Source organism: Mesorhizobium sp. M7D.F.Ca.US.004.01.2.1 (assembly GCF_003997785.1).
In the GTDB taxonomy this organism is placed as follows: domain Bacteria; phylum Pseudomonadota; class Alphaproteobacteria; order Rhizobiales; family Rhizobiaceae; genus Mesorhizobium; species Mesorhizobium loti.
In genome coordinates, this window is sequence record NZ_RZRQ01000009.1 from 1 (window position 1) to 26,995 (window position 26,995).

General features: G+C 58.5%; 17 protein-coding genes and 2 pseudogenes. 4 read left to right on the top strand and 15 right to left on the bottom strand.

Annotated features, from left to right (window positions below):
* Window positions 1–23: 23 nt before the first annotated feature.
* Together EN993_RS38295 and EN993_RS03465 are read right to left on the bottom strand one after the other, a co-directional pair.
* On the bottom strand, window positions 24–152 hold the full coding sequence (locus tag EN993_RS38295) for a hypothetical protein (RefSeq protein ID WP_135907184.1): 129 nt from the start codon (window positions 150–152) through the stop codon (window positions 24–26).
* Between the two features lie 880 nt (window positions 153–1,032).
* Window positions 1,033–1,488 (bottom strand): transposase, encoded by a 456-nt coding sequence (locus EN993_RS03465; protein ID WP_256748481.1) that lies wholly within the window; start codon window positions 1,486–1,488, stop codon window positions 1,033–1,035.
* 793 nt (window positions 1,489–2,281) lie between these two features.
* Between EN993_RS03465 and EN993_RS03470 the strand changes: the two genes are divergently transcribed.
* Window positions 2,282–2,797 (top strand): DUF2285 domain-containing protein, encoded by a 516-nt coding sequence (locus tag EN993_RS03470; protein ID WP_224570032.1) that lies wholly within the window; start codon window positions 2,282–2,284, stop codon window positions 2,795–2,797.
* Window positions 2,798–3,581: 784 nt separating this feature from the next.
* Here EN993_RS03470 and EN993_RS03475 read toward each other — a convergent pair.
* The 7 genes and pseudogenes from EN993_RS03475 to EN993_RS03510 all read right to left on the bottom strand — a co-directional run bounded on the left by EN993_RS03475 (window position 3,582) and on the right by EN993_RS03510 (window position 13,742).
* A complete protein-coding gene (locus EN993_RS03475) occupies window positions 3,582–5,057 on the bottom strand; it encodes an NAD-dependent succinate-semialdehyde dehydrogenase (RefSeq protein WP_095769043.1) in 1,476 nt (491 codons plus the stop codon).
* Between the two features lie 415 nt (window positions 5,058–5,472).
* Entirely contained in the window at window positions 5,473–6,738 is a 1,266-nt protein-coding gene (locus tag EN993_RS03480; protein WP_128311092.1) for a pitrilysin family protein, read from the bottom strand.
* Window positions 6,739–6,747: 9 nt separating this feature from the next.
* Window positions 6,748–8,052, bottom strand: a pseudogene (locus tag EN993_RS03485) (pitrilysin family protein); the annotation flags it as partial.
* Between the two features lie 1,950 nt (window positions 8,053–10,002).
* Window positions 10,003–11,331: a HAMP domain-containing sensor histidine kinase gene (locus EN993_RS03495; RefSeq protein WP_063169275.1), complete on the bottom strand. Its 1,329-nt coding sequence runs from the start codon at window positions 11,329–11,331 to the stop codon at window positions 10,003–10,005.
* The gene (locus tag EN993_RS03500) at window positions 11,328–11,987 is read right to left on the bottom strand and encodes a response regulator transcription factor (RefSeq protein WP_024505389.1); all 660 of its coding nucleotides are present in this window, start codon (window positions 11,985–11,987) and stop codon (window positions 11,328–11,330) included. The genes EN993_RS03495 and EN993_RS03500 overlap by 4 nt, the downstream gene beginning before the upstream one ends.
* Window positions 11,988–12,606: 619 nt before the next feature.
* Window positions 12,607–13,039: pseudogene (locus tag EN993_RS03505) on the bottom strand (helix-turn-helix domain-containing protein); the annotation flags it as partial.
* 244 nt (window positions 13,040–13,283) lie between these two features.
* Window positions 13,284–13,742 (bottom strand): response regulator transcription factor, encoded by a 459-nt coding sequence (locus EN993_RS03510; protein ID WP_224570033.1) that lies wholly within the window; start codon window positions 13,740–13,742, stop codon window positions 13,284–13,286.
* Window positions 13,743–14,493: 751 nt separating this feature from the next.
* On the opposite strand from EN993_RS03510, the gene EN993_RS03515 reads away from it, so the two are divergent.
* Together EN993_RS03515 and EN993_RS03520 are read left to right on the top strand one after the other, a co-directional pair.
* Window positions 14,494–15,615: a DUF418 domain-containing protein gene (locus tag EN993_RS03515; protein WP_063169274.1), complete on the top strand. Its 1,122-nt coding sequence runs from the start codon at window positions 14,494–14,496 to the stop codon at window positions 15,613–15,615.
* A gap of 1,543 nt (window positions 15,616–17,158) precedes the next feature.
* Window positions 17,159–17,371 carry a cold-shock protein gene (locus EN993_RS03520; protein WP_008874821.1) on the top strand — a complete coding sequence of 71 codons (213 nt, stop codon included), beginning with the start codon at window positions 17,159–17,161 and terminating at the stop codon, window positions 17,369–17,371.
* A 228-nt stretch (window positions 17,372–17,599) separates the two neighbouring features.
* Here EN993_RS03520 and EN993_RS03525 read toward each other — a convergent pair whose 3' ends face one another.
* The 6 genes from EN993_RS03525 to EN993_RS03550 all read right to left on the bottom strand — a co-directional run bounded on the left by EN993_RS03525 (window position 17,600) and on the right by EN993_RS03550 (window position 23,508).
* Window positions 17,600–18,070, bottom strand: coding sequence for a MucR family transcriptional regulator (locus tag EN993_RS03525; protein WP_024505385.1), 471 nt, complete (start codon window positions 18,068–18,070; stop codon window positions 17,600–17,602).
* Window positions 18,071–18,964: 894 nt separating this feature from the next.
* Window positions 18,965–19,507 (bottom strand): tetratricopeptide repeat protein, encoded by a 543-nt coding sequence (locus EN993_RS03530; protein WP_082826568.1) that lies wholly within the window; start codon window positions 19,505–19,507, stop codon window positions 18,965–18,967.
* A gap of 53 nt (window positions 19,508–19,560) precedes the next feature.
* Window positions 19,561–21,624, bottom strand: coding sequence for a type III secretion system export apparatus subunit SctV (gene sctV, locus EN993_RS03535; protein ID WP_063169272.1), 2,064 nt, complete (start codon window positions 21,622–21,624; stop codon window positions 19,561–19,563).
* Window positions 21,625–21,856: 232 nt separating this feature from the next.
* Window positions 21,857–22,747: a hypothetical protein gene (locus EN993_RS03540; protein WP_024505382.1), complete on the bottom strand. Its 891-nt coding sequence runs from the start codon at window positions 22,745–22,747 to the stop codon at window positions 21,857–21,859.
* A 117-nt stretch (window positions 22,748–22,864) separates the two neighbouring features.
* The gene (locus tag EN993_RS37630; protein ID WP_224570034.1) at window positions 22,865–23,107 is read right to left on the bottom strand and encodes a nodulation protein NopA; all 243 of its coding nucleotides are present in this window, start codon (window positions 23,105–23,107) and stop codon (window positions 22,865–22,867) included.
* Between the two features lie 71 nt (window positions 23,108–23,178).
* On the bottom strand, window positions 23,179–23,508 hold the full coding sequence (locus tag EN993_RS03550) for a hypothetical protein (protein ID WP_081714433.1): 330 nt from the start codon (window positions 23,506–23,508) through the stop codon (window positions 23,179–23,181).
* A gap of 1,348 nt (window positions 23,509–24,856) precedes the next feature.
* On the opposite strand from EN993_RS03550, the gene EN993_RS03555 reads away from it, so the two are divergent.
* The gene (locus EN993_RS03555) at window positions 24,857–26,971 is read left to right on the top strand and encodes a hypothetical protein (protein ID WP_224570035.1); all 2,115 of its coding nucleotides are present in this window, start codon (window positions 24,857–24,859) and stop codon (window positions 26,969–26,971) included.
* Window positions 26,972–26,995: the final 24 nt, after the last annotated feature.

The window sequence follows — 26,995 nt, forward strand, 5'->3', positions numbered from 1 at the left end:
GCATCTTCCGCCCATGCCAGCAGCTACGCCGCCAGAGCGTCATCCGCAGCCTGCTTGATCAGCCATTCGATGTGATTTGACCACATCTGCAACACCTCGCGCTTCTCCTTGACGTTGCTATAGAGATTGTAGATTTCGCCAATGTCTGTCAAGGACGCCGCCTTGTGATTCAGTATGTGCTCGATGACGTGTGGCAATACCTGCCGCCTGCCGAGATTTGTCGCGAGCGTCCTGCGCAGATCGTGAAGGGTCCAGTTCTCCAAAGCCACCCCGTCAGTATTGACCTTGCCGTCTAGAGCCTTCTTGCCCTTCGCGTAGCCTGAGAAGTGGCTTCTTTCGTTGCCCCTCGCAGGGAAAAAAACGTGTCATTGGTCTTCGGTACCGTCTGGGGGACCGACACCGCCAGTGTGGACAGCGGAATAAGCGTAGGCTCTTCGTTCTTCGTGCGGTCACCCGATAGTTCCATGTTCCGGCTTCAAGGTTGAGGACCAACGCATCGCGGCAACTTCCGTACGCCTCTGTCCGGTCAGAATGAGCAGCTTGACGATGGAGCCGAACGAATAGCCGATATCGCCCGGTTCGGGCTCACAGCCCGTTCATATAGCCGCCAGTTCGGCATCGTTCACCACTCGCTTGCGCTTGACGATCGGGGCCGGATCCGGATTTTCCAATCCCTCGCGGGGAAACCGCGGATGAGCCGTTGCGGCGGTTTGCGACACCAGTTGAAAAATGCCCGCATACACCAGAAGGCCGTGTTAGCCGCTTGCGGGTGACCCCCGGCGACGATCTTCTTGGTGATGTTAGCAATGTCGGTGTCGATCACATGGTGGATAGAGCGACTCCCGAGGGCAGGCACAAGATACCGGTTCAGGCTGGCCTCGACCAGTGCGGTGTTTTGAGGGTCGTTACTCGGCGGCCTGGAGGTGACCGCCATCGCCGTCCTCGGTATCGTCAGCGCTGATATGCGCCTGATCGGCAAGGAAGGCTGGCAGTTCCGATGGAGCTATGCTGGAATTTGGGTGACGAGGCTGATCAAGCGGCGCTCTGCGGCTTCGTTTCGATGACCTGGATTCCGTCCAGGAACCTGGCACCTGCGATGAGTTTCGGCAACTGATTTTGTCCTTTCAATCGTCGCCACTTCCTGGCCGCGGCCAACAGCTTGAAGACCATCAGCTGGGCGGTTTTCGAGGATAGCGAGCCCTTGGTACGCACCGTGCGATAGCGAACGGTTGCAAAGACGCTTTCGATGGGATTGGACGTTCGCAGATGATCCCAGTGTTGGGCGGGGAAATCGTAGAGCGCCAGCGACGCAATATGATCTTTCGTCAGGCAGTCGACCGCCTTGGCATACGCCTCGGCCTCCATCTCGATCGCATGCGCAAGCAATTTGCGCGCGCCGCTGCGAAGTACATCCGTCAGGGTATCATCGATTTCGTCGGGCTGACGAAGGCGAACAATGTGTTGATAGTCTCGTTCATGGCGTATCACTCTCCTTGAGAGGTACTGGCAGGCTTCATCACCCGCCTCGATACGCCGCTCTCCTCAAGCCGCCATCATCCAGTTTCCGCCATGGCTCCCCCTGATTGATCCGCTTCACCTGTGCAACTGCACAGGCTGCCCTAGCGGGGAGATTGGCCTCCAATGGCGAAAGCTTGCCGCAGGAGACCCTCCGATGACCGTGCCTATGGCGCCGCCGCTACGACAACTTGCCGACAAGCAGCGTGCGATCCACTGCCGCGCTACTGCGCCTTCAAGGGACGTCTGGATCGCGACGCAGGAGCCGATGACCGTTACGGGATCAATTCCAGGTCGCGCTGGCCGTCGCTGTGCCAGTTCGACGGTCTGGTGGCAATTTGGGCACATCTTCTGTCGCCGACAGTGGCGATGGCTGACGCTTCAACGAAACGGGGTCTTCGACGTCTGCTGCCTTCGCCGATGCTTTGCGAAGTGGCATAATGTTTCGACGCACGCAGGCGCGGGCAGGGGATGTCAGTCATGAATCTCCTGACTGGCGCGGATCAGGCCGATTGGCGGGATGAAAGATCATACGACTACACCGCTGGCCTGACGCTGCGGGAGTGGGCTTGGGAGTTCTTACGCCGCAATCCAGCGTTCCAGCGCGATCTGACCGCTGCGCGCCAGCATTGCAAGACTTGGTCTCTCCAATCCTTTCTCGATATGGTCGCGTCGGCCGGCGACCTGTCACGCTGGGGTGTTCTGTTTCGCGGAGTCTTGTGGCCGCGCTTCGGTCGTATTCTGGTGTCCGCTCTGGTGCGTCCATGTGCTGCCGGTCATTGCGGAACGGTTGCCTGCCTCGTCGCCGACACCGCCGTTCGAACTCTCGGCATTGCCCTGTCGTGCAATCGTCCTGCTGGCGCCCGACAAGAGCCAGCATGTTCTTCTTCGCAATGCGGACCACGCGCTGCAGCTCGCCGTCTCGGGCGCGAATATCCTCCACCCTGTTTGCCTGCATACGCAAGCCATCTGGCCCGCGGTGCTTTTAAAGCATCGACTGAGGGGACTGGAGTGCCTCAATGCTCTCAGTCTAGGGCAACAGTTGCCCCCCCGCTTGTTTGCGCCGGAAAAGCGCGGCGTTCGTTTGTCCTTCGTTCTTCGTGCGCTCGACGGTTCGCTCGCCGGAGCACCTCATCGCGAGCTCGCCGAAGTTCTCATCGGTCAACGGCGCGTCCATGCCGACTGGGCGGATCCTCGCGATCATCTGCGCGACCGCATCCGTCGGGCCGTCTCGCGTGGCCGCGCGCTCATGAATGGTGGCTACAGAGATTTCCTAATTTGAAAAGCGACAGTCCGCGCTGTGCGTCGGTGGATGAACGTTCGCTCGCAGCTGTACCCGTCACCAACAGTTCGCCCGCCGACAGGACTGCATGGCGCCTTGCAAGTGCGCTCTGGTCTAGCTTGTCGATGCCGAAATGAGATGGGCGAGGGTGCCAAGGCGGTGGTTCATTAGGGCCGGCCTCGACCTGGACGCACATCATTGGTCGGAAAGCGGCGTGCACCGCAATGTCGCCATAGCAGCCAAGATCCTTTGAGGCCGGACCTGCAGTCCTGTTGGACCGGCGGGTGCAACAATATGGAGGGATCTGAGGCCTCACACCGTTCCCTGGTCGACAGCTCGGTCAACATAGCACCCACCGCTTGATTATGGAAATGGTGTGCCTGGAGTGCAGCGAGTAGCGGCTTGCTGCGCACTGTCCTAAGAATAGCAGTCATGACCCGTCTGGGGTTCTGCAACACGACGATTCAACCGCTTGGGCATTGTCGCATATCCCACAATGTAGAATGCGCAACAGGGCAAAAGCTGATCCATCGGCGGTTTATCAATGCTTTTTGGCTTGGCACGGCACATGCAACGCAATCGGCAAAAGGCGCACGAACTGAGTGGCCCATCGGCCCTAGGAGCGCTGACTTATGCCCTCCCAAGGCATGTCCGGCCCGACAGCGAGCTCAGTCTCCTGCCGGGCATCCGTGTTTCAGGTCAACGGCGTTTGGAACTTCCAATTAGGTGGCGGCATTGACCGCAGGCCGCCCCCCGGTGGGGCGGAGAGACAGTGCAGCAGGTTTCAAATCCCGCCCATGCAAAGATATTTCATTTCCAGATAGTCCTCGAGGCCATGACGGGAACCCTCCCGCCCGATGCCGGATTGTTTGATCCCGCCAAACGGTGCCGCCTCCGAGGACATGCGTCCCGTGTTGATGCCAACCATGCCATATTCCAGAGCCTCTGCCACACGCCAGACCCGCTTCAGGTTTGAGGCATAGAAGTATGCGGCGAGGCCGTATATCGTGTCATTGGCCTCGCGCACGACCTGATCCGCATCGTTGAAGCGAATGATCGGCGCGAGCGGCCCGAATGTCTCCTCTTGCGCGACTGCCATGACGCTGGAAATCTCGGTGAGGACCGTGGGTTCGAAAAACGTGCCATTCTTGCCGATACGCTGGCCCCCGCATCGTATTGTGCCGCCTTTCGCAATGGCATCTGCGACGTGAGACTCGATCTTGGCCAGAGCATGCTTGTCGATGAGCGGTCCGATGTCCACTCCGGCATCGAATCCGTCGCCAACCGACAAGTGCCGGATTCTTTCCACGAATTTCTTGACGAACTCATCGTGAACGCTCGATTGGACGTAAATGCGGTTCGCGGAAACGCAGGTCTGGCCGGCATTGCGGAACTTCGCCTGGACCGCACCGTCAACAGCACCGTCAATGTCGGCATCATCGAAGATGATGAAAGGTGCATTGCCGCCGAGTTCAAGGCTGACCTTCTTGATCTGGTCAGAGCACTGACGCATCAGCAGCCGTCCGACCTCGGTCGAACCGGTGAAGCTGATCTTTCGAATCTTGGAATTGGTGCAGAGTTCACGGCCCACGCGATCACCTTCGGACGCATAGATCAGGTTGACCACGCCATCGGGAAAGCCGGCCTGATGGGCGAGGGCGAACATTGCGCCAGCCACGAGCGGCGTCTGTTCAGCGGGCTTGAGCACGATTGTGCAGCCCGCAGCCAAGGCCGGCGAGATTTTGCGCGCCACCATGGAGGCCGGGAAATTCCATGGCGTGATCGTGCCAACAACGCCGATGGGCTGCTTGATCACTAGCATTCGGCGGTCTGTCGAGGGTGCCGAGATCGTCTCGCCATAGACGCGATTGGCCTCCTCGGCATACCATTGCAGATACGCCGCCGCATGCGATACCTCTGAAATGGCTTCGGCAAGCGGCTTGCCCATTTCCGCAGTCAGAATCGCGGCGAGATCGCCTGCATGGTCGATGATCAGCTGATGCCATCGCCAAAGAACGTCGCTACGTTCTCGGGCCGTCAACGCGGCCCATCCCGACTGCGCAACATAGGCCTTGTCTACCGCAGCACGTGTCTCCTCCACGCCCATATCGGGAAGCTCTGCCAAAACTTCGCCGGTCGACGGATTGACGACCTCGAACGTCTTATTGCCAACTGGTCTGCCGAGTGCCGGCAGGCGGTCGATGGCTCCAAACAGGTGCGGGGATTTCAGACGGCGGATCATCGGCAGGCACAGGGGCAATACCGGATTCCTCCTCAACGCAGCGAACATCCAGGTCGACAGGCCGTCAGTGTGTATTCTGCACCAGTGGGTTCGTCGTAGGGCCTCGGCAAAGCAGCTGGTAGACCACGCTAGCCCGATGAAAAGACAGCAGTTTCGTTAGTTTGAGTGCCCGCGGTTCATCAATTGATGGATTAAGCAGTCGGATGTTTGCTTCATCCACCATGCCTGCTGGTGGCATGCGACTGAATTCTGCAAAAAGGCGGCATACATGCTGAGGAGCGCCATTTCGGCGAGAGGCCGCCGGACCGCCAATGCCGCGCAAGGTCGGCGAAAACGACTCCGCGCGTCTGCATGATCTGCTTGGCCCACGGGCCTCCACATTCGCTCTTCCCACGAGAAGCCCCGATGAAGAAGGAAGGTGAGATGAGTTTCTTTACTCATCCTTGCCGCCCAGCGGCGGGCCGACCACCAAAATGGCGGGCTCGGCCGAAAGCAGCTTTTTGGCCGCCGCCTTGACCTGTTTGAGCGTCACCCGACCGATGCTGCGGGCGCGACGCTGGTTGTAGTCGACGTCGGCCTTGTGAATCTGCAAATCCAGGAGCCGGTCTGCAATCGAGCGGGTCGAGCCCAGTTGGTCGATGGCATAGGCGCCGATCAGGTGCTTCTTCGACGCCTTGAGCTCGGCCCCGGTCGGTCCTTGCTGCGCCATCTGCTTTACCACATCTCGCACGATGCTCAGTGTTTGGGCAGCGCAGTCCGAGCGTGTCTCTGTCGTAACCAGAAGCGAGTCAAGGGTTAGTTCAGAGCTGACGTGATAGGCAAGGCCGCGTTTTTGACGTACCTCCTCGTAAAGGCGGGAAGTCAAGTATGAGCCGCCAAGGATGTCGTTCAGCAGCACGGCCGCGTAGAAATCCGGCGCGCTAGGCTTCACGCCAGGCCAGGCCAACGTCAGCGAAGTCTGCGGCAGGTCGTAGTTCTCCTCCACCAGTTGACCGAGTTTCGGCGCGACATCGTAGACGGGGACGAGGGTTTGTTGCTCAGGCAAATCACCAAACAGCTGGTCAAGCCTTTCCCTCAACGTGTTCGCGTCAATGTCACCCACCACGGCAATATGGAGCCCGTCGCGAGCGAAAATGGCCTGGTGGAAGGCGCGGAGGTCGGACGGCGTGATGCCGGGCAGGCTCTCTTTTGTGCCTTCTCCCAGCCTTGAACAAGGATGCGCGCCATAGATCGCGCGCAGCCATTTGCGCTGAGCGATGGCGTTAGGGTCTCGCTCGCTGCCGACGATGCGGGAGACAATCTCGGCGCGGACGCGATCGATCGGCCCCTGCTCGAAGCGCGGCGCGTTCAGCGCGAGCCGAAGCAGGCCGAACGCCGCGTCCTGCTTTTTGGAAAGCATGCACATCGATCCGTAGATGTCGTCGCTTTGCGCGTCCAAACTCATTTCGGCGCCGGCATGGTCGAGCTTCACCTGGAAGGCACCGCTGTCGTAATGGCCAGCGCCTTCGATGAACAGGCCGGCCATCAGTTTGGCCATCCCCTCCTTCCCGACCGGGTCCTGCTTGGTGCCGCCCTTGAAGGCAAAGCCGATGTTGACGATTTCCACTGTGTGGTCCTCCACCAGCCAGGCGATGATGCCCTTTTCGGACTTCACCTCCTGGATGTTCATCGCAGCATGGGGCCGAGCGCCGAGCGTCATCTCTTGATTCTCCGTCTTGGGCAAGAGATAGCCCGTGGTCGAACGGTCGAACGCGAGATAGCGGGCGGCAACTGCTTTGATTTGCTCGGGGGTAACCTTGCGGATGCGATTCGGCCGTTCCTCGACATCCTTCACGGTACCGCCGGTGGCCAGCGTCGAGCCGTAGATGCTGGCGAGCCAGTCCAGGTTGTCTTCCGCAAAGATCATATTGAGCAAATAGTGGTCCTTGGCCTTGCCTAGTTCCTCGTTGCTGACACCATCCTCGGCAATGCGGGCAACTTCGGCAGCGGCCGCCGCTTCGAGATCAGCCAGCTTGGCATCGCCGCGCGGTGCGCCATAGATGGCGAACTTGGTGTCGTCGAGCATAGTGCCCTGGAAATAGACGCGGGCGCTGGAAGCGATACCTTGCTGGACAGCGAGCGCCTGGTAGAGCCGGCCGCGGTTACCGCCGCCGAGAATTTCGGCCAGCAGGTCGAGCGCTTCGGCCTCGCCCGGCTTGGCGGTGTGGTAGGACGGCACCACCCACTGCGTCGAAAAACTGGGCACGCTGACGCGGGCGTCTGAGAGCGTGACGGTGCGCCTGGTGTTCTGCTCGGGCTCAACCGGCCGGATGCGCGGCGGCAGGTCAGGTCCGCGCGCCACCTTGCCATAGGTCTTTTCGGCCAGCGCCCGCACCGTGTCCGGTTCGACATCGCCGGCCACGATCAGCACGGAGTTGTTGGGCCAGTAGTACTTTTCATAGAAGACGGTGGCGTCGACGCGGTTCAGCTGCTCGATCTCCTGCATCCAGCCGATGATCGGGATGCGATAGGGGTGGTTCTGCCACAGCGTCGCGTCGATCTCCTCATGGAGAACGTCCTGCGGGTTGGTGTCGGTGCTTGAGCGGCGCTCCTCGATGACCACATCGCGCTCGGTCTTGACGACATCGTCGGTCAGGATGAGGTTTCGCATTCGGTCGGCCTCGAAGCTCATCATCAGCTCGAGCGCCGACGGCGCCACTGTCTGATAGAAGGCGGTGTAGTCGGAGGAGGTGAAGGCGTTGTTGGAGCCGCCGATCTCGAACACTGCGCGGTCGAATTCGCCGCCCGCATGGTTGGTCGTCGCCTTGAACATCAGATGCTCGAAGAAATGGGCGATGCCGGATTTGCCCGGCGGCTCGTCGGCGCTGCCGATCTTGTACCACACCATGTGGGTGACGATCGGCGCCCGGTGGTTGGGAATGACGACCACCTCCATGCCGTTGTCGAGCACGAAATCCCTCGCCTTGCCGTCCTCCCATGCGACGGGGATCGGAGCCGGCCCCGCGCCGACCAACTCGGACGCAACGGACGTCCTGCGAAGCCCATGAGTGCGGGGCTTGCTTGGTAGTTCTGGTAGGGAGAGTGGGGTTATGGGCTGCGTTCCTGGCAAAGTGATCTGTTCCTCATTTTGAAGGATCTATGTCTCCCGAACGCCTATTGGGAGAAAGTGGATCGGCACGCGACGCCGAGCCACATGAGCCGTCAGCGTGTTGCTGGGCCTGACGCGAGCCTCATCTTTGGATGCGTCCGGGAAACTTTCGGCATGGTGAGGCCATGGGAAGTCTGCTCGTTATCCATTGGGTGTTTGCGGATACCTGAGCATGCCCCGTGCCAAGTAAGAAAGCCCCGATTCGCAAGGTTTGATCCAACCTTGATACTTGCGATATCCGACATTGTCGGGCATCCGACAGAAAGCGCCTTTCGCCGGCGCGCCGGCTATGACGCTCGCCTCCTCCGGCGTGACGACGATCCTTTGGCGGGCGCCGCGCACACCGATCTGCCCGCCTATCAGCACCGCGACATCGAAGGACAGCGCGATCGTGACTGGATGGGTCTTACGCAAACATGCAGCAGTGCCACCGCGATCAGGACTTCATCCGCCCCACAAAGACCCGAGCGCGAGGGACGACGTGTAAGGCAACATGTCATCCTCGATAATGATGCCGCGCATAAAGAGGTAAGGTCCCTCGTCGTACCGGCGAGCCCCTTCGCTGGGTCTCGCGAGGGTCTGGTTTGCGAACGTCGACCGACAGCATCACGGCATGGGCGGCCCCATCGGTAGGCAAGCATTGACCGTGCCATCAGCGTTGAGGCAGCGCAGAGCCCAATTTCCCGGTGCCAGCCGGTACGTTGGAGCTTCAACTGTGGCCAGCCAAGCGGGCCGAGGCCGTGAAACTCCTGATACCCTGGACCGTCCGGATTGCAACGCACGACGCCTTGGTCTCGCGCCAACGTCCATTGACGCTCAGCGAAGCATCATGCGGACGAGCTGGGAAAGCTTGGCCGGGCCGGCGCCTTCCCAGGCGCATGGGACGCGCGACGACCCATGTGGACCTTGGATTTCACTACGCACTTACGCTGCTTTGGCCTTGTCAGCAGCCTGAGCATAAAGCGTGCTCAGCTTTCAGGGCGAGCCTCTTTCATGTTGATAGCATCTGTCGTCATTCAGGATCGCCCCATTTTCGCATGCCGCTTGCAGCTTTCAGACTGTTGTCAGCCAGGGCCGCCATAAAGGGTCTCGTTTAACGCATTCGGGAGGCTTCATCACTCGACCACATTAATTTCGGGCCGTTCGCCGGCGCTCCGAATGGCACTTAACACCAGATCCTCTCCAAACCCGTGATGATCCAAGAGGAAAACGAAAAATCCCTAAATCATAAAAAAGCACCGATACGGTCGGCTCCAGGCTGATGAAATTGCGGTCTCACTGGCCACGCACGATACTTGCGATGGCGATGGCCATTGCAAAGGCCGGTCAAGCACCCAAGACGCTGACAAGCACGCCTCCGACCAAAGCTCGATCGTTGGCAGCCTTTCTAGCCGTATACTTGGGGCATTTTGGGACGGCGATCCGGACGCCGATTAAAACCTGCCGGTCGTCTAAATGGAATGGTTGGTCCGGGTCCTTACTGGACCTGCGCCAACCCGATCGGGCCGGCGCACAGGGGCACCCAGACAATTGGACACGTCGCCTTTGCGCGGCGGCTTGCACTTTCTCGGATGGCCTTTTTTCTCCCCGGGCGAAATCGAGCGAGCGGTGAGGCGGAGCCTTCGATTTTGCCGATCATGTCGTGTCGCTTCGATCGAACTGCTCAGACGATGATAGCGGCATTGATTGCCGCGGCCGAAATGCGTTGTGTGAAGTACGATTTCTACGCCGTATACATACTGCCGTACAGTTCGCCCTGTCAGCAGCCTTGCCAGCAATCCGCCCTGTGTCCAACTGTCGTCGAATTCACCGGTGTCATTGAGGAATTCGTATGATCGCCTCGAAACCATCATTGCGACCGCGGGCGGGCGACGCAAGCTCTAGACTGCCACCGATCCGCTGGATAACCATGTTAGCGATATGTAGACCAAGGCCTGAGCCCGCAGCAGGAGTAGCACCACGACTAAATCGCTTTGTAAGCCCTTCGAGGTCGGGGAGGGGCACCACCGGTCCGGCGTTTGCAATAGCGATGGTTCCATCAGTTTGGACGGAAACTGTTGTCGGAACAGTGGGCAGTCCATGTATCAGCGCATTCTCGATCAGGTTACGAAGGAGGATCCCAAACGCATCGACATCCACTTTGCGCATCAAAGTGGGGCAGCCGTCGACGTTAAGATGCAGGCGTCCGGCATATTGCGGCTTTTTCCTCAGGTCATCGATTTCCAGCCGAACCGATCGGACAAGATCGATCGCGTGATCCGCCATGCCAACCCCCGATTCGGCTTGAGCGAGCTGAAGCACTTTTTCGACAAGGCGGCCAAGGCTCGACAGCGCTTGCTCGATGCCGCGCGCACGCATTTTGGCCGACCCATTGGGAAGCTCGGCCACTAATCTCTGCATCTGAGCGATTGAACCTGCGATCGGCGTGCGCAGTTCATGCGCACTGTTTGCGGCGAACTCGCGTTCGGCCTCGAGAGCCGCCCGCAGACGATCGAGAAGCCGATTGACGGATGCCGCGATTGGAGCCAACTCTGCCGGGAAATCGCCCAAGTCCATTGGTGACAGATTGCCGCCGTCGCGCGATCCGATCTGCTGTCGCAGTACCTCGATTGGCCGCAGCGAGCGCCGGATCACGATCCACCAAACAGCTAAGCTAAAGGGCAGGAGCACGAGTGTCGGAAGGAAGACAAAAAGTGCGCCCTTCGCGATTGTGGTACGGCGGCCATCAAGCGGTTCGGCCAACTGATGATACACGCCGTCTTGGATCTCCTCTGTGTAGACGCGGTAATCAGCGTTTCGCCAAAAGCCGTTACTCAGGGGAGCATCAGGGAAGGGCTGCTGACCCTCTTCCGGTTCAGAAATAAGCACTACCCCGTACTTATTAATAACCTGCTCACGATAGGTCCAGTACTTTTCATAAGTTGGCAAGTGGTTATTGTATTGATCAACGTGTTTTCCATTCAAGACCTTGATCAGCTCTGGTTCTCTGTACTCTGCGCTCCCCTGGAGCAAGTCATCCGAACTTTCGTTTACATTATTGCAAAAAATGAACGCAGCAATGGTTGGGGCGGCGATCCAAACCAGGAGCGTTGCCCCGCCTAACCACGATATCAGCTTTCTCGTCATGCTGTTCGAGTTCGTCATGTGACCACGAGCCTGTATCCGGAGCCACGCACGGTTGCTATTCTATCCCCGCCGATCTTCTTGCGGAGCCGGCTGACATAAACCTCCACTGTGTTGCTCTCGAACTCCGAATTGAATGAATAAAGCGCGTGCTCGATCCTCCCCTTTGAAACGACCGAACCGGGCCGGCGTAGAAGGCAGTCGAGCACCGCCCATTCGCGTCCAGACAGGTGGACCTCCTGCCCGTCGCGGAAGAGGCGTCGCTCGGCTGCCTGTATGGAAAGCGTCCCAACCGAAAATTGCGGCTCCGGAAAATGCCCTTGGCGACGTGCCACTGCACGGATGCGTGCCGAGAGTTCCCCCAGATCGAACGGCTTGACCAAATAGTCGTCGGCGCCAGCGTTGAGCCCCTCGATGCGATGCGAAATCCGATCGCGGGCTGTCAGAATGATGACCGGCGTTGTATCAAGCCCCTTGATCAGCTCCCGCAGATAGTCGATGCCATTGCCGTCCGGCAGGTGAACGTCGAGCAAAATAACGTCGTAGCCGGCCACAGCTGCATGACCGCGCGCTCCGGACAGGCCCTCGGCCCAGTCGACCGCGTGGCCACCAGCCACCAAATGATCGTGCACAGCACTTCTAAGGTCGTCGTCGTCTTCAATGAGCAGTATTCGCATCAGGCTGCCGAGCTCCGGTATGAGGGCAAGGCTCCTGCCTTATTGATCGAAGCTGACAGTAGGCTGAACCGGCGCCAGCGAATATCTGGGGGCTTTCAGGCTGCTGTCAGCTACAATTGCAAGAAAGGGGTCGTTAACAAAGCCAAACGAAGAGGCCTTATGAAACCCCTCCTGATCTCGGCACTTTTGCTCAATGTGACCACCGGCGGCTGTACACTGGTTGGCGGGCAATTCGACGTGGCGGTCAACGAATGGCAGCCGCGCCACGCGTCAATGTCCAGGCTTGAAACTGACAGGTGTCTTAAATACGAGGGCACCGTAGCGGGTGCCTCCAGTTATCGAACAGTGCCTAGCAGGTCAGAAGTGCACTTTGACCATAGGGGTCGTCCGTATTTTCGGCGCTCGCGAACAGAGTCGACGGTCAATCGATGCGCCACTGCCAGAGTCTGGAACGGTCAAGTGTTTGTTATCCCCCGTCCGGGCCATATTCTCTGCCGAGGACCAAGAAGGCCCTATTTTCGGTGCCCACGAACAGAGCCAACGGTCAATCGATGCGCCACTGCCAGGGTCTGGAACGGTCAAGTGTTTGTGATCCCCTGTCCCGGCCGTGTTCTCTGCCGAACTCGCCCTTGTAGTCGGCACACCAAAGATCGTTAGGGCGACAGCCGTTTGAAAGTGGTGTCCCCGTCGCCCTGTTGCGCCTGCGCTTGCGGCGCTCGACCATGCCGTGGCGGTCGAGCACGGCATGCACGGCCGAGATCGCGGGCCGGTGCACATCCGGATACAGCCGGGCCAGCCGCTCGCGTATCTTCGGCGCACCCCATGTCGGCTTGTCTTGCTTGAGGCGCACAATCAGCTTCTCGATTTGAAACGGAAGCTGATTGGCGTGGCGATAGGGCCGCCGCGATCGGTCCGTCAGCCCTCCAGGCCGCTGTCGTTGTAGCGCGTGAGGATCTTGTAGCCGGTCTTGCGCGAGATATCGAACTCCCGGCAAAGCACCGCCATCTTCTCGCGTCCAGCAGCCGGGCGACGAACTTCAGCCGCTCTTCCATGACGTTACACTCCTTCCAAGGCACCTTGCTCTCCTTGCAAAGGGCCGAAAGTGTAACCCATCTATCCGGAATGAACTGTCACCCATCTCTCGGGAAGGAAAGTCATGGCCAAGGCAACTGGAAGCCGAATTTTCTTTTAGAGTATGAATCAGCGCCGTCTGCCGAAAAGCGCGTCCACGATCTTCCCTTTTGAAACGACCGTGCAGGGCTGGGGCAGACGGTAGTCGAGCACCGCCCATCCGCGTCAAGTCAGGTAGACCTCCTGCCCGTCGCGGAAGAGGCGTCGCTCGGCTGCCTGTATGGAAAGCGTCCCAACCGAAAATTGCGGCTCCGGAAAATGCCCATGGCGACGTGCCACTGCATGGATACGCGCTGAGAGTTCCCCCAGATCGAACGGCTTGACCAAATAGTCGTCGGCTCCAGCGTTGAAGCCCTCGATGCGATGCGAAATCCGATCGCAGGCTGTCAGAATGATGACCGGTGCCGATTCAAGTTCCTTGATCAGCTCCCGCAGATAGTCGATCCCATTGCCGTCCGGCAGGTGAACGTCGAGCAAAATAAGGTCGTAGCCGACCACAGCTGCATAATCGCGCGCTTCGGACAGGTTCTTGGCCCAGTCGACCGCGTGGCCACCAGCCACCAAATGATCGTGCATAGCACTTCCAAGGTCCTTATCGTCTTCAGTGAGCAGTATTCGCATCATGCTGCCGAGCTCCGGTATGAGGGCAAGGCTCCCATCTTATTGGTCGAAGCTGACAATAGGCTGAACCGGCGGCAGCGAATTATTTGGGGAGCTTTCAGGCTGCTGTCAGCTACAACTTGCAAGAAAGGGGTCGTTAACAAAGCCAAACGAAGAGCCCCTATGAAACCCGTCCTGAACTCGGCACTTTTGCTCAATGTGACCCCCGGCGGCTGCATCAGCAAATTGATTTGGGAAACAGGCGCGCCGGTTCTAATGACCGACGCAGGCCGAGGTCTGGAGCTGGACCAGCGAACGGCGTCTTCGGTTTTTCAGGCAACAGCCACATGGAAGAATATGATTGGCTCGACCATGCGCCGAGCTTTGTCGAACGGATTGGTCGCGGGCGCACTACCACAGATTATGGCAGGTTTACGCCCTGGCCTTGACACCCGGGGTGATCGTCACCGGCGGAGCCGCGGCGTACTGATCGGATATCTAACGTCGCTGAGTCTCTCGTCGGTGCAGTGGATCTCTCGGCTTAGCCATCATGCAAAAAACGACGGTTCCGCGACACCACTTTTCAGGTCCGTGACACAGGCTTTGTGAGCCGATCTGTTGTTCTTACCCCAGGCTAATGGCTGAACAGCTCTGTCGCCGGCTCGATGCGCCAGATGGCGCGATGTTTTGAACCCTTTCACGAGGCGACGGCAGCAGCCGACCGGCTCTCCTATCGCGGCTCCCGCGATCCACACACCCAACAAGGGAATCTACCATGGTAATGAAGGCACCGGTTGCCGACGCTAGGAATGGGTCGGTAGTAGATCGGCTGGTCGGCATCGACCTCGCTCGGGGCCTGGCTGTCTTCGGGATGTATGCCGCCCATCTCGGTCCCGACCCCGGCGAAGGAGGACTAGTCGGGTTTCTGATGGAACTAACCCATGGGCGGCCGTCGGCCCTGTTTGCCGTATTGGCCGGTTTTTCAATCCTCCTGATTACAGGTCGCAAGGCGCCGAAGTCGGGGATAGCCGGTAGACAGGCCATCGCCAGAGTCGCAATTCGTGCCCTTGTTTTGCTCGCGCTTGGCTCAATCCTGGGCTGCCTCGGTACCCAGGTCGAAGTCATCCTAGAATACTACGGAATTTGCTTCTTGTTGGTATTGCCGCTCCATCGGCTCAGCGCATATCAGCTGGGCTTGATCGCTGCCGCTACGGCATTAGTTCTCCCGCAAGTCCGTTCCTCCCTTCTGTCGGTTGCCCCCAACCTCCTCGACCCGGTCTTCAACCTCATGGTCAACGGCTACTATCCCGCGGTGACCTGGGTTCCTTTCCTCATCGCTGGCATGGCCATCGCGCGCCTTAATCTTAATACGCTAGCAGCGCATTGGCGCCTTGGTCTGGCGGGGGTCGCGCTGGCCGTGTTGGGCCATGGGGGATCCTTGCTCGCGCTGAGTTCCCGCGCTTTGACTGAAACCTCCTTGTGGTGGTCTGACGTTGACGGCGCTTTTGAGCCTTCCAAGTCGTCATTTATAGTCAAGTCGTCATGGATAGCCGCACCTCATAGCGAAACGACGCTTTCGATCGTGGGCAGCACCGGTTGCGCAATGATCATCTTGGCGGCTTGCATGCTCGCTGTGGATGCGCTCCCGCGTCTGCGAAAGCTGGTCTGGCCAATAATCGCAGTCGGCTCGATGTCTTTGACGGCCTATGTGCTGCACATTGCGGGAATAGCCTATCTTATGAAGATAAACATTTTCAAAGACGAGAGCCTGTCCACGCTCTTTGGCTTCGTTGTGGTTATCAGCACTTTTGCGGTGCTTTGGCTGCGCATCTTCCAGCGAGGACCGATGGAAGTGCTGATGGGTAGGGTCGCAGATCTCGCGCGTCACATCCGCTGAGCACCGCCGCGCCCCGGCCTCCCGATCACATTACGGACAAGGTGGGGCTTTGTCCAAAGCTTGTTCGCGGCAGGGGAGGGTACTTCCTCCCAGCCTGCCGCCTTGTTGATGGAAGCTAAAACGGTCGCGCAGGCGCTAGAGTTGCATCGGCATAATCAGCTTAAACTCGCGAAGTTAAACCCGCGGTTGGTCTATCTCGGCCCGCCTCACCTGAAAGGCTAAGGTATCCGTTTCGGTCAAGGGTTTTAGGGGCCATTTTCGCTGCGCCTTGAGGAGAGCGTTTGCTAGGATGAGGAGCTTTCGCAACAAGATGATGACCTTTGCGGGTTTGCCTGCCGCCTTTAGCGCCTGGTATTTTGCCTTGAGGTCGGGGTTGAAGCGCAGGGCGAAGGGCCGGGCATGTAGAGGGCCTGGCGAACATTGGCCCGGCCGCCCCGGATGAAGGCGCGGCCGCTCCATTTTGCCGAGGCCGGCGAGGCTTGCGGCCTTTGGTTCCGAGTTCCGGCATGTCGATGGTGAGTGTGCAGGCGGTGGCATCCGATGCGCCATATGCTGGTCAGGATTTCGCGGCGCTGGACAGCGTCGGGATCGGCTTTCATGAGGGTAAGCATCGTCTGATCGATATCGCTGAGTTCACGTGGATCTGCTTCCAGCCACTCGTTGTTGTGGCGCCTGAGCAAGGCAAGCGGTCAAGGTCTGGCTCTGGTGCTGGCTGCGGTGCGATCCCCGCACGGGCCAGGTGCCGATCGTGTCGACGATCCACCTCGCCGCGACCAGAGAGCTGCTACTCTCTTCCGCTGTTCATTCTGGCCTCTTCGCAATGAATGTCATAAAATCACCTGTCGCAATTAATGGTTTTTGATTTGGCTCCTACAGCTGGCAGATATCGCCGAGAGTTCCGCAGAGAGCGTCGAAAGTTTTGGCCGCCTTCTTCCGCAGCCGCGCCTTGAGTTTTGAGCAGACCTGTCTTGATCGGGTTGAGATCGGGCGAGCATGGCGGCAGGATCAGGAGCCAGTGCCCCTTTGGCCAACCAGTGGGCGGCGCGTACCTTGCCGACAATCTGGGGTTCCGAACCCGACAGTTGGTTTTCAACCCGACAGTGGCCCGCCTCAGAGCAGGCTACCGCCCTTCGGAGCAGGCAGAAGCTAATCGAGGTTCGCGGGTTCCGGTTTGAATGTGCAGGTCGCTGCGCGCCTGATCTTTCGGTCTGGCGGCACATGACAAAAACTCTCATTTTGGCCGACGATACCCGGTCAGGAGCGGGTATCGCAGTCGAGAAGCGACCCGAGCACGTCCACAAGATGTGCCGAGTTTGCAAGGTGTGTCATTGTTTCTGTCAACGTTCGAGCGACAGCGCACGACGAAACGTCTGGCATACGCCTCGTCTGGCACGCGCCTCGCATATGTTGCAGTTGCTGCTGGAGATCAGGCGATCGAGTGGGCCTTGCAATTTTCCGATTTTGATGCGCCTAAAGTCTCGTGTACAAATCAGGCTGGCGTGAATGGCCTGCCTAAGTTGCGACTTATTACAAAGGAATGGATATGGCGACTGGAACGGTGAAGTGGTTCAACAGCACGAAGGGTTTTGGTTTTATTCAGCCTGACAACGGCGGTCAGGATGTCTTTGTCCACATTTCCGCTGTTGAACGAGCGGGCCTGTCGACCCTTAATGAGGGCCAGAAGATCAACTACGAGGTGGAACAGGATCGCCGCACGGGAAAGTCCTCTGCAGGCAGCCTCAGCAAGGCTGGCTAACGGTCCGGGAAAGCCTTGGCAAGGTTCGTCATCGCCGGAACGCATTGACGGCTCGAAACCCGGGCCGGAGCATGCAAGTTAATGCCGCGGCAGGGATTGCTGGAGCCATCATGAATTACTCTGGAAATGAGGCTCTTGGACGGGAAAGGCGGGGCTCATCCCCGCCCTTTGATTCCGCGCAGATTGGGCCAACGGCTGCTGCGCGTCCGAACGACTGTTGATACGGATTTAGGCTGCGACCTTCTTGCGGGTCCGTTTCGCCGGCGCCGTGGCTGGGGCTTCCGGCTCTTTCGGTTTGCGGCCGAGTCCCATGGTCTTGGCCAAGGCGGAGCGCGCAGCGGCGTAATTCGGCGCCACCATGGGATAATCCGACGGCAGACCCCATTTGGCGCGATATTCGTCTGGGGTCAGACCATAGTGCGTCGCCAGATGGCGCTTTAGCGATTTGAATTTCTTGCCGTCTTCAAGGCTAATGATGTAGTCCGGTTCGATCGACTTTTTGATCGGGACAGCAGGTTTTTTTACAGGCACAGGCTCTTCTGCCGGTATGAGTCCAGCCGTGCCGTTTAGAGCCCCGTGCACTTGGGCGATCAGGGCAGGAAGCTCCCCCGCCGGGACGGGGTTGTTGGAGACGTAGGCTGATACAACATCGGCAGTGAGCTCGATGAGGATGTCGGTCTTGTGGGGTTCTTCTGTCATAAACTTCTCCGGGCAGCTTGAAACACAGTTGGGCGAAGTGTCGCTTCATAGTGGCGGTTGCCGCTGAAAGCAAATGGATCGACGGGTGCGCTGCTCCTCCACCATTGAAGTCTCGGCGACGCATCCCGTCATCGTCCATCGCTAAAGGCAGCGTATTGAATTATGGGAGCGGTCGCGCCCGCCCCACCATAGCGATACAGCAAGACAATCAAAAAAGCCGGTCTTTGCTTGGCCCCAAATCTTTTCTCCTTTCGTGAACGCTGAGCTGCCAAGCTGCTACAGTTCACCTCGCGGGGCAACCGTGCACAACACAGGAGTTGCCCGAGCGATACATTCTTCACTTGCCGCTTATCAGCGCTGGTGATTGCACTTTGCAGCCTGCCTCCGGACCCGCAGCGCTCACGCTGTTGGTTTTGCGCCTGCAGGCGTCGGAAGTCGGATCGCCGCAGCTAATTTCCTCAGGCGGACGAATTCAACAAATCGATTGTTTGGATCGAAGGCATCCACACCATCGATGCCTCTAGAATATGATCCAGCTACAATCACCGTGCTGTAATGGCAGGGACGGCCAGCACAAGCGCGACACGATCCGGCGGGTCCATCGCTGCGTTACGTATTCATGGCTACTGCATCGGGCGCTCGGTCGACCGCCTTAAGCCAGGTCGCCGCATTGCGAGACGGTGACCGGCGAGGGAGAGGGCGCTCTGGCAACGAAGCGAGGCGGGTGGCCTTGCGGGTGGCCGCGTGATGTCATCCGGCTCTCCTGCCGATCTCTGCCGGCCAGATCTGGAGCAACTGTTTTGCATAGATATGGCTCTCTTCAGGGGGCCATCTATGATGGGAGCCGAGCGCGTGTTCGAGCCGGGGAACAGGCTGCGCATGCACTGTGCCCACCTATTGCGATCGTGCTAACCTTGGTTGTTCGGACTTGCCGTTAAAGGCAAGCGACAGATTGAAGTTATGCTGCACCATCTGATTGCCTGGCTCGTTTTCGAGAGCTCGCCGATACAGGGCCTGTGCCGCGTCATGCCGCCCCTCAATGTCCAAAATCACGCCCTTCGCATTCAATGCACGTACGTTTCCTGGGGCTGCAACCAAGACGCTGTCGAGCACCTCAACCGCTTCGTGCGGGCGCTTCTGGCCCACCAAGGCATTTGTAAGTCGTATCGCCGCATCAACATTGTCCGGGTGCTGCTTCACCTCATCCCGCAAAGCCCGCTCTTGAACATCCTGACCAACTTCGCGCAAAATGCGTTCGCGCATAGCCGGATCGATTTGATCGGCGCTGAGCAACTCGGGGGAAGATGTCTCCTGCACGGAAAGAGCCGGCTTTTGCCAGCTGGCGCAACCGCCCAAAGGCAGAATGGCGAGTACGGCAAAAAGAAGTGAGTTCCGGCGCAGAAACATAGGCGATGGAGAAACTGTATTACTATTCATGTTATCTCTCAGTTATCGGGGAGGCGCGTGGCGTTCAGTTAGGAAAGGTGGGACTACTCTAACAATCCGCTGTTCGATCCGTGCGGGAGTGTGACGGATCCTGCGGGGCGAATTGTAAAGTCGGAGGCGAGGTCTTGATAAGACAGCACGGCGAGATCAACCCCGTTTCGCGTCAGAAAGCCGCGGACGAAACGTCGGACATCCATCGACGTCAACAGAATAGGGCGGGTTTGACCCGGTTCTGCGTTCGAAAGGACCTGACGTATCTGTGATAGCATCGCTTCGCTTTGCCGATCCTCCAGTGCGAGATAGGGGCCTGCATCCGAATCTCGAACCGCGCCACGCATCACATCCTCGCTCTCGCGCTCGACGACCAGGGCGGACACGATGCCCTCCGTGTTGGCATGGCGGTGGCAGATCTGTCGCTTCAAACCAGAACGGACATATTCCGTCAGCAGGGCAACGTTCTGCTCACGCTCGCTCCATTCGGCCAATGCCTCCAACACGAGACGGGTGTGGCGGATTGGGATACCTTCCTCCAGGAGGCGGCGCAGAACATCGGCAATCCGAGGAATCGGCGTCGTGCGTAGCACCTCTTTCACAAGCTCAGAATATTCCTGCTCCATTCGGCCCAGGAAATGTCGGGTCTCTTGGATGCCCACCAATCGCGGTGCGTAGCGGGTCAACGCTGCATGGACGCGCAAGGCGAGGAGTTCGCCGGGAGCCCTATGCTCCGTGCCGGCGCCCGTAAGGGCCTTTGCAGGGGTATGTTCAACCGGGAGTCTGTCCGTTTTCGGCTCACGTCTAAGGGGGACACCGCTCGAGTCGACGTGCGCTACATCGGCTCGGAGCGCCATCTGGTTTGGATCTAAGGCGTCCTGTTCGACTGGCACGCCCTCGACATCAATTCGGAATTGCGATTCAGGCAGCTGCTCGTCAACCAAGACAGGGATGCGAGGAACGATAATGCCCAGATCGGCTGTGACCAGGAGCGAAACGCGCCCAATATGTTTTTGCAATTCGGCTTGATCGACCGCCTGCATAAGATCTGGCGCTAGAAAAAATGCGATCGGGAATTCCTTCGCAGGCGCGGCTTGCTTAGGCTCCGCTGCAGTTCCACCTTTCGCATCGGCAGTGCCGGCGCCCAGCACATCAGCCTTGACAATGCTTACCGCAGCGAACACTGCGGCCAGCATCAGAAAGACGGGGAGGGGAAACCCAGGAACGAACCCCATTACAACCAGGACGCCGGCCGCCAGTCGCAAGGCTCGAGTGCTGGCCGTGAGCTGACTGACCATTTCTGTACCGAGGTTGATCCTCGCCGTCCCAGTCACACGGGTGACGATGGTCGCCGCAGTAATGGAGAGCAGAAGGGCCGGAATCTGCGATATCAATGCATCGCCTATCGTCAGCAGAGTGTAGTGATGCAGTACCTCGCCGAAGGACATGCCCTTGGAGAGCAGGCCGATCGAAATTCCACCCAGCATGTTGATGCAGATAACCACCAGCCCGGCGATGGAATCGCCCTTCACAAATTTCATCGCGCCGTCCATCGCGCCATAGAGTTGGCTTTCCTTCTCCAATTCGGCGCGCCGCCGGCGGGATTCGTTGGCATCGATGTGGCCGTTGCGTAGCTCTGCGTCGACCGCCATTTGCTTGCCCGGCAGAGCATCCAGCGTGAAACGCGCCGCCACTTCTGCCACCCGTTCGGCACCCTTCGCGAGGACCATGAATTGCACCATGGTGACGACCAGAAATATGACGAAACCCACCACGATATTGCCTGAAATGACGAAATCGCCAAAAGTATGAATAATGCTGCCGGCCTCCCCCTCGGCCAGGATCAGTCGCGTCGTTGCGACCGTGAGCGCGAGACGGAATACAGTGGAAATCAAAATAACGCCGGGCAAAGAGGAAAAATCAAGTGGAGTACTGACATACAGGGCAACCATCATCAGCAGTATGGCCAACCCCATATTGAATCCTATCAGGGCGTCGACCACCACGACCGGGATAGGCATGACCATCATCGCGACAGCCAGAAGCAGCATCAACGCAACCATTAAATCCGGGCTGGCCGGCGCACGCTTGATGAAGTCACGCAGGACGTTGGCCATCGAGACACCTTTGCAATCGGTTGAGACTTACTCTGCTGTTACGCCATGAAACGTGGCTTTCGAACTCCGAAGGCGCCTCAGCCTTGGCCAGCGCGTGACCCTGCATGAGAGCCACAAGCAGGCGCGAAATGGCTGGGCAGCAAATGTTTCCAACGCAGCCAGCTTGTCAGCACCGAGCGCGACAGGATGTTTGGCTGGCCATAGAGTGCTGCTTGATGGGGCCTGCGAGCTTTCAATATTGGAGAGCAGCAATGCGGCCATTCCTGCTCAGCAGCACACGGCTGTCCTCAATACGTTCGACCACCCATCCATCAGCCAAAATGGCGCCGACAAAATACTTCTCGCTGTCGATGACAATATATGGTTGGACCCCATGCCACACAGCTTCGACCGCGATTGCGGATGGCGCCTTCTCCTCTTTGATGAGCACTCCGTTCACCAGTGTTAGAGTACCCTTGGTGCGACGATCGAACGATTGCTGAAGCTTCTGCCAACTGATGACCGATTCAGACGTGACGGTGCCTTCGGCGGTCACAACACCCTTTGCCGACCCAATCTTGACGTCGAGAAGACCCGCTCGATCGACTTCCTCCTGCAGCTCTTGGGCCGCTGCCTCCGTAAGTTCATTGTCAGCGCGGTGACTGATCGTTCTGGACGCGACTTCAGCCCGAAGTGAATTGGGGCTCGATCCACTTGCATTGCCAAGATAGGAGATCGTGCCTGAAAGCGCGCCGATCCCGAGTGAGCTGATTATGACCATGGCGAGCACACCGATCGGTAGGCGCGGTATGCCGGTCGAACCAGGCGGCTCTGCATCCTGCACGGACAAAGCAATGGACATCTCGCCTACGAGCAGGACGACAGGAAGGGGCACAACAACGGACTGGCCTGCGGCGATATTCCGGTTGCCCTCGATACTGAGTCCGGGTGCAAGCGCCTCCAGTTCGATCGACTTGCCAAGAAGAGTTACACGAAGGTGATGCGGTGCCAGTCCCTGCTCGACAAAGACCAAATCGGCATCGAAGCCGCTGCCGATTAAACACTTTTGAAGATCCGTCTTGCCGGTCAGACCGCAATAGTGCCCCGAACGCACTTCGAAACGGAGGGAAACGGCGTCATCCACAGAGCATCTCTCAAACAGGATAGAAGCCGCATGGCAATTGCCATGCGGCTCATTTCGGGACTACGTCGCGTCAATAAGGAGACGCGCTAGGGGGCAGTCTAAAACCCGCTTCCGACATTACGAAACGCGTTCGTCGGCGGCCTTCTTGATGGTCTGGAGATTGGTCGTTAGAGTGCGCAACTGGACACTCCTTTTCGTCGCCTCCAAGCTAACATTGGTTAGTTCCTGCACTTGCGCCTGAAAAGCAGTAGCATCAGCTCCGCTTGTATTGCCGGGAGTGCCACTGTTAGTTTTATCGGTATTGCCGGCGCTACTGGTATTGGTATTGCCTGATTTTTTATTATTATCAACTGCAGCCATGATCATTCCTTTTTCTGTTGGAGTTGTGCCGTCAATAACGGCCTGTATGACCTCACGCCGGATTTCCCGCGTCAGGCATCTTCTGTGTCATCCAAAGCTTCATCGGCCTCAGCCATCGCATCGTTCGCGAATTGGAACGCGAACGATCGCAGGATACTTTGGAAGGCTTCACTTTGTGCTGCAGACTGTGAGTTGTCTTGAAGTTGATCATTTGAAACGGTCCGGTTATCCGCCCGATCGTTCCCGCCAGCTGCCTTGCCATCATTCCCACCAGCTGGCTTGCCATCATTGCCATCAGCCGGCTTGCCATCACCAGAATGCTCGGATTTCGAATCCCCATGGCCCTTTCGGATCAAGGAAGTCCCGAGGTTGCCAACTCCACTCCCAATTGCTGCTATCATCAGGTACTCCGGCATTTGCCATTGGCGGCGACGTGTTAAAGGTTAGCCTCGATCAAGCTAAGGGCGGGAGCTTTCGAGAACCTGACGGCTTTTGACAAAAACCGGCCAGCGCAAAAACGTATGCTCTGCAGGATGTTGCTCTCGCATCGAACAGTCGACCACGATCTCGGCTGTTCGGCCAATCCCGCCGTCCACGCATGCCGCGACCGAATGGCAGCCGCAGCAGCTCGTTTGCATCCTCGATGCTGTGGTGTCGAACAGGAGACACGGTCCACGTGCTGCATGACCGCAATGACCGTATTCTTGCTGGCTCCACGGGCGCACGCAACGAGCAGGAACTCGGTCTTTGCATCACCATTCTCTCGCCTGCACATCACGGCCCGGCGCGGTGAGCTCATTGGCTTCGAGAAGGTCGGCGACCGTACGAACATGGGATGGTCTGCCGGCTTTGGGAGGCCGGTGCGGATCCTCTTCTCACCATATCGAAAGCTTGAAGCGGTCGGATTTTCTTGCCCTGTTCGTGAGAACTCCCATCGTCAGCTAATCGTCAGCCAAGCGGTCTATCTAGGCCGGCCGTGCCTGACCTTCGGATCCAAAGGTCCCGTCTCGACACTTTTTGTAACTATAGATCGAAATGGTCCGCGTGATACGCAACGCACACGCTTCTCTGAAGCAAATGTGTGACTTTGTCGGTGGCGAACGAGAGGAGTGACGCATCAATAAAATCGTCAGGCACGTGTCTAGGAAGGGGAGCTAGCCGAGTTGGTCTGATTTCATTCGCTGTTCCTGGAAATCGGCGGACTGAAGCGCTGATAATCTCAGGACATCGATGGCAACGTTGCGAAAGTCCTGTGAGCTCGGGCCAATCTTGGCCTGCTACTGAGAAGCACTTTGGCGGGAACATTACGCCGTCGCGGGTCTGGCTGACCGTGACGTTAACCGAAAGATGCCGCTGGTCTCGTCAGCCGCCAGCACAATAGCAGCACATTCTCGCCTACTACGGAGACGCAATATGAAGGGCATTGGCCGACCACGGAAATCGCAGGCTGAAACTGGAGCCAGCCGCGCGGGGCGGGCGAGCAGTTCCCTTTCGCAATCAAGTCTTGCTGCGGGAGAAGGTGGACAGTCATTCGATTCCGTTGTGGAGCAGATGCGCTCTGGGGACGCCGATAGGAGGCCCTCCTCCCTTCCAGTTGCGCGCGGTCCAGGCGATGCCCGCGAAAGTCTGCCAGGCGCCTCGATTGGCGAAGATCAAATCCTGAACACACCGCCACGTGGAGCCGCTGCGCCACCACGCGGAACCGTAGCGCCACGTGGCGCAGCCGCAAGGCGGCGCGGTTCTCCCTCCATGTCTGAGGGCGAAGCCATGGCGCCGGTCGGTAGCCAACTATCAACCGCGCAGGTGGAAGGCACCAGCTCATCGTCAAATAAAGATATCAGTCCGACACAGCTCAGAATGAACAGTCTTGTTCAACAACTGACTGATTGCGAGGCTGCGGCCAGGAAAACCGACGTCCCCGAGGAGGCGGTGGAGCTGATCAGTGGGGTCGTCGATGCAGCCTCAGCAATTCTGGAGTACCGCGCTAGCCTGCCTGCGGCTGAGGCGCAGACAATTATGCCAGACGACAAGGTGCGTAGATGTTGCCAGATCGTGTGCGACGCCGCGAATGAAGTAGACAAACTTGGCCTGTCGACGATCACGAAATTGGACAAAAAGACCAAGAAAGCGGCAGGTATGGTCGATAAACTCTACTCCTACTCCCAGGCGGACCGGCAGGAGCTGTTGATTTTAAATGTGGAGAACCACCATACGGCGGCAATTAAGTGGTGGGAAAAAAAGGCATGGCGCTCCGAACGGCAGCGATCCGCCTGCGCTGCCACCGCTAGCCTATCCAGTGGAACGCCCGTGATGCGGGAAGCCGAGCGGTGCGCACTGCGGCTGCGTGCCGGCTCGGTACTGAGTGTCAGGATCTGGCTGGTCCGTGAGCGGATCGGTCTTGCGCGGGCCAAGATTGAACTGCGGGCGAGCAGGTTCGAGCCAGATTTGAAGGAACTCCTCGTCGGTCGAAATGGAGTGGTGCAGCTGATGGCAAGCGCCGCTCAAGAAGCTCTTCGCGCCCTCTCTTTGGCGAAGGGCATAATGGATGATGGCAAAACACTCAACGCTCATGATTGCGCGGTTGTAGAAAAAATCATGGAGCGGCTTTCGGATTTTGGATTGGCGTTGCACGAGGTGCATACCAAGCTAAGCCATACCTACCCAGATGCCGGCCTCCCATTGAAACTGTTCGAACGGATCGTGGACGATGCATGGATCACTGCGCACGATGCCATGCACTTGTTGAACCTGCAGTCTCCGCCGTCAGCCATCATGGCGCCACAGGCCCAGGCGGGCGCTGCGATGCCGGCCAGGGCAGGCGCTGCGATACCGGCTGACACTGCTGGTACGGCTGCAGTGTCAGAAGGCACTACAGCGCGAAGGAAAGGGAAGTCAAAGCATAAGTCGGCAGCTCGCGCCGGGACTTCTGCCGCCGGGCAGCCATCAACACCAGTCGCTGCGAACGCCGGCACAGTGCCAGCAGCCAAGGTTCTCGCGCGCTCGGATCAAGTTGCGAGTACACAGGTGAGAGCGCAAGAGGTGGCTGCGAGTTCGTCGGGGGCAGGCTCGACAATCGGGGGCGCCGCGTTGTCAATGGAGGTATTGACGGAGCGGCTCAAACGATTGGACGAACTTTTGCAGTTCGATCTGGCCGGTCAGCAAAGCGTCGTCTCCCAAGTGCGCCAGATGAAGCCTGAGGAGGCCGGTAAGGTCGTGGACGATGTGGCCCAGTACCTGCGAGCCCAGGCCATTGAGATGCAAACCTGTCTCGCCGGGTTGCAGGGGCGTAATGTACGCCTGCTACTCACCTCCACCCAGCTACCCAAAGTGCACGAACGCACAGACCAGCTCAAAGGGTTGCTGAACATGGTGCTGGGACAGGCCAACGCATTGAATGAAGGAAAAGCCGGCATTACGACTGATTGCATGAAGACCTACGCATTTCCGGCGCAAAAATACCTGGAACATTTGTGCAATGCCGACGAATTGATGCCGCCGGAGGCACCGGTCGCGCTGCGTGGCGAGCCAGGAAAGCTGTTTGAGATGAAGCTGCAGCCCAAGATGCTGGTCAATGGTGCGATGCCGAGCCCGATGTGGGTGCACATCCACACGAGTCGCCCCGTCATGGCCAGAAACTTGGAAGGGCTGGCTGATTCCGAATTCACCGCTTGCCACGTTAAATCCAACGAACAGCGCGGCTACAATCGAGAGCGAGAGGAAGCCGATGCTAGGTCCGGTCGCGAGAAGGTCATAATTCATCGCGGCAAACTCACCCCCGCTTTCTGTAAGTCCTTGTTGACCTCAGGGCTTGGCCGCCAACCACGCCATTCGCGTGCCGAGCTCCCGTCGGCGCAGGCTGCATGACAGGGCACTCAGAATGCGGCCGGC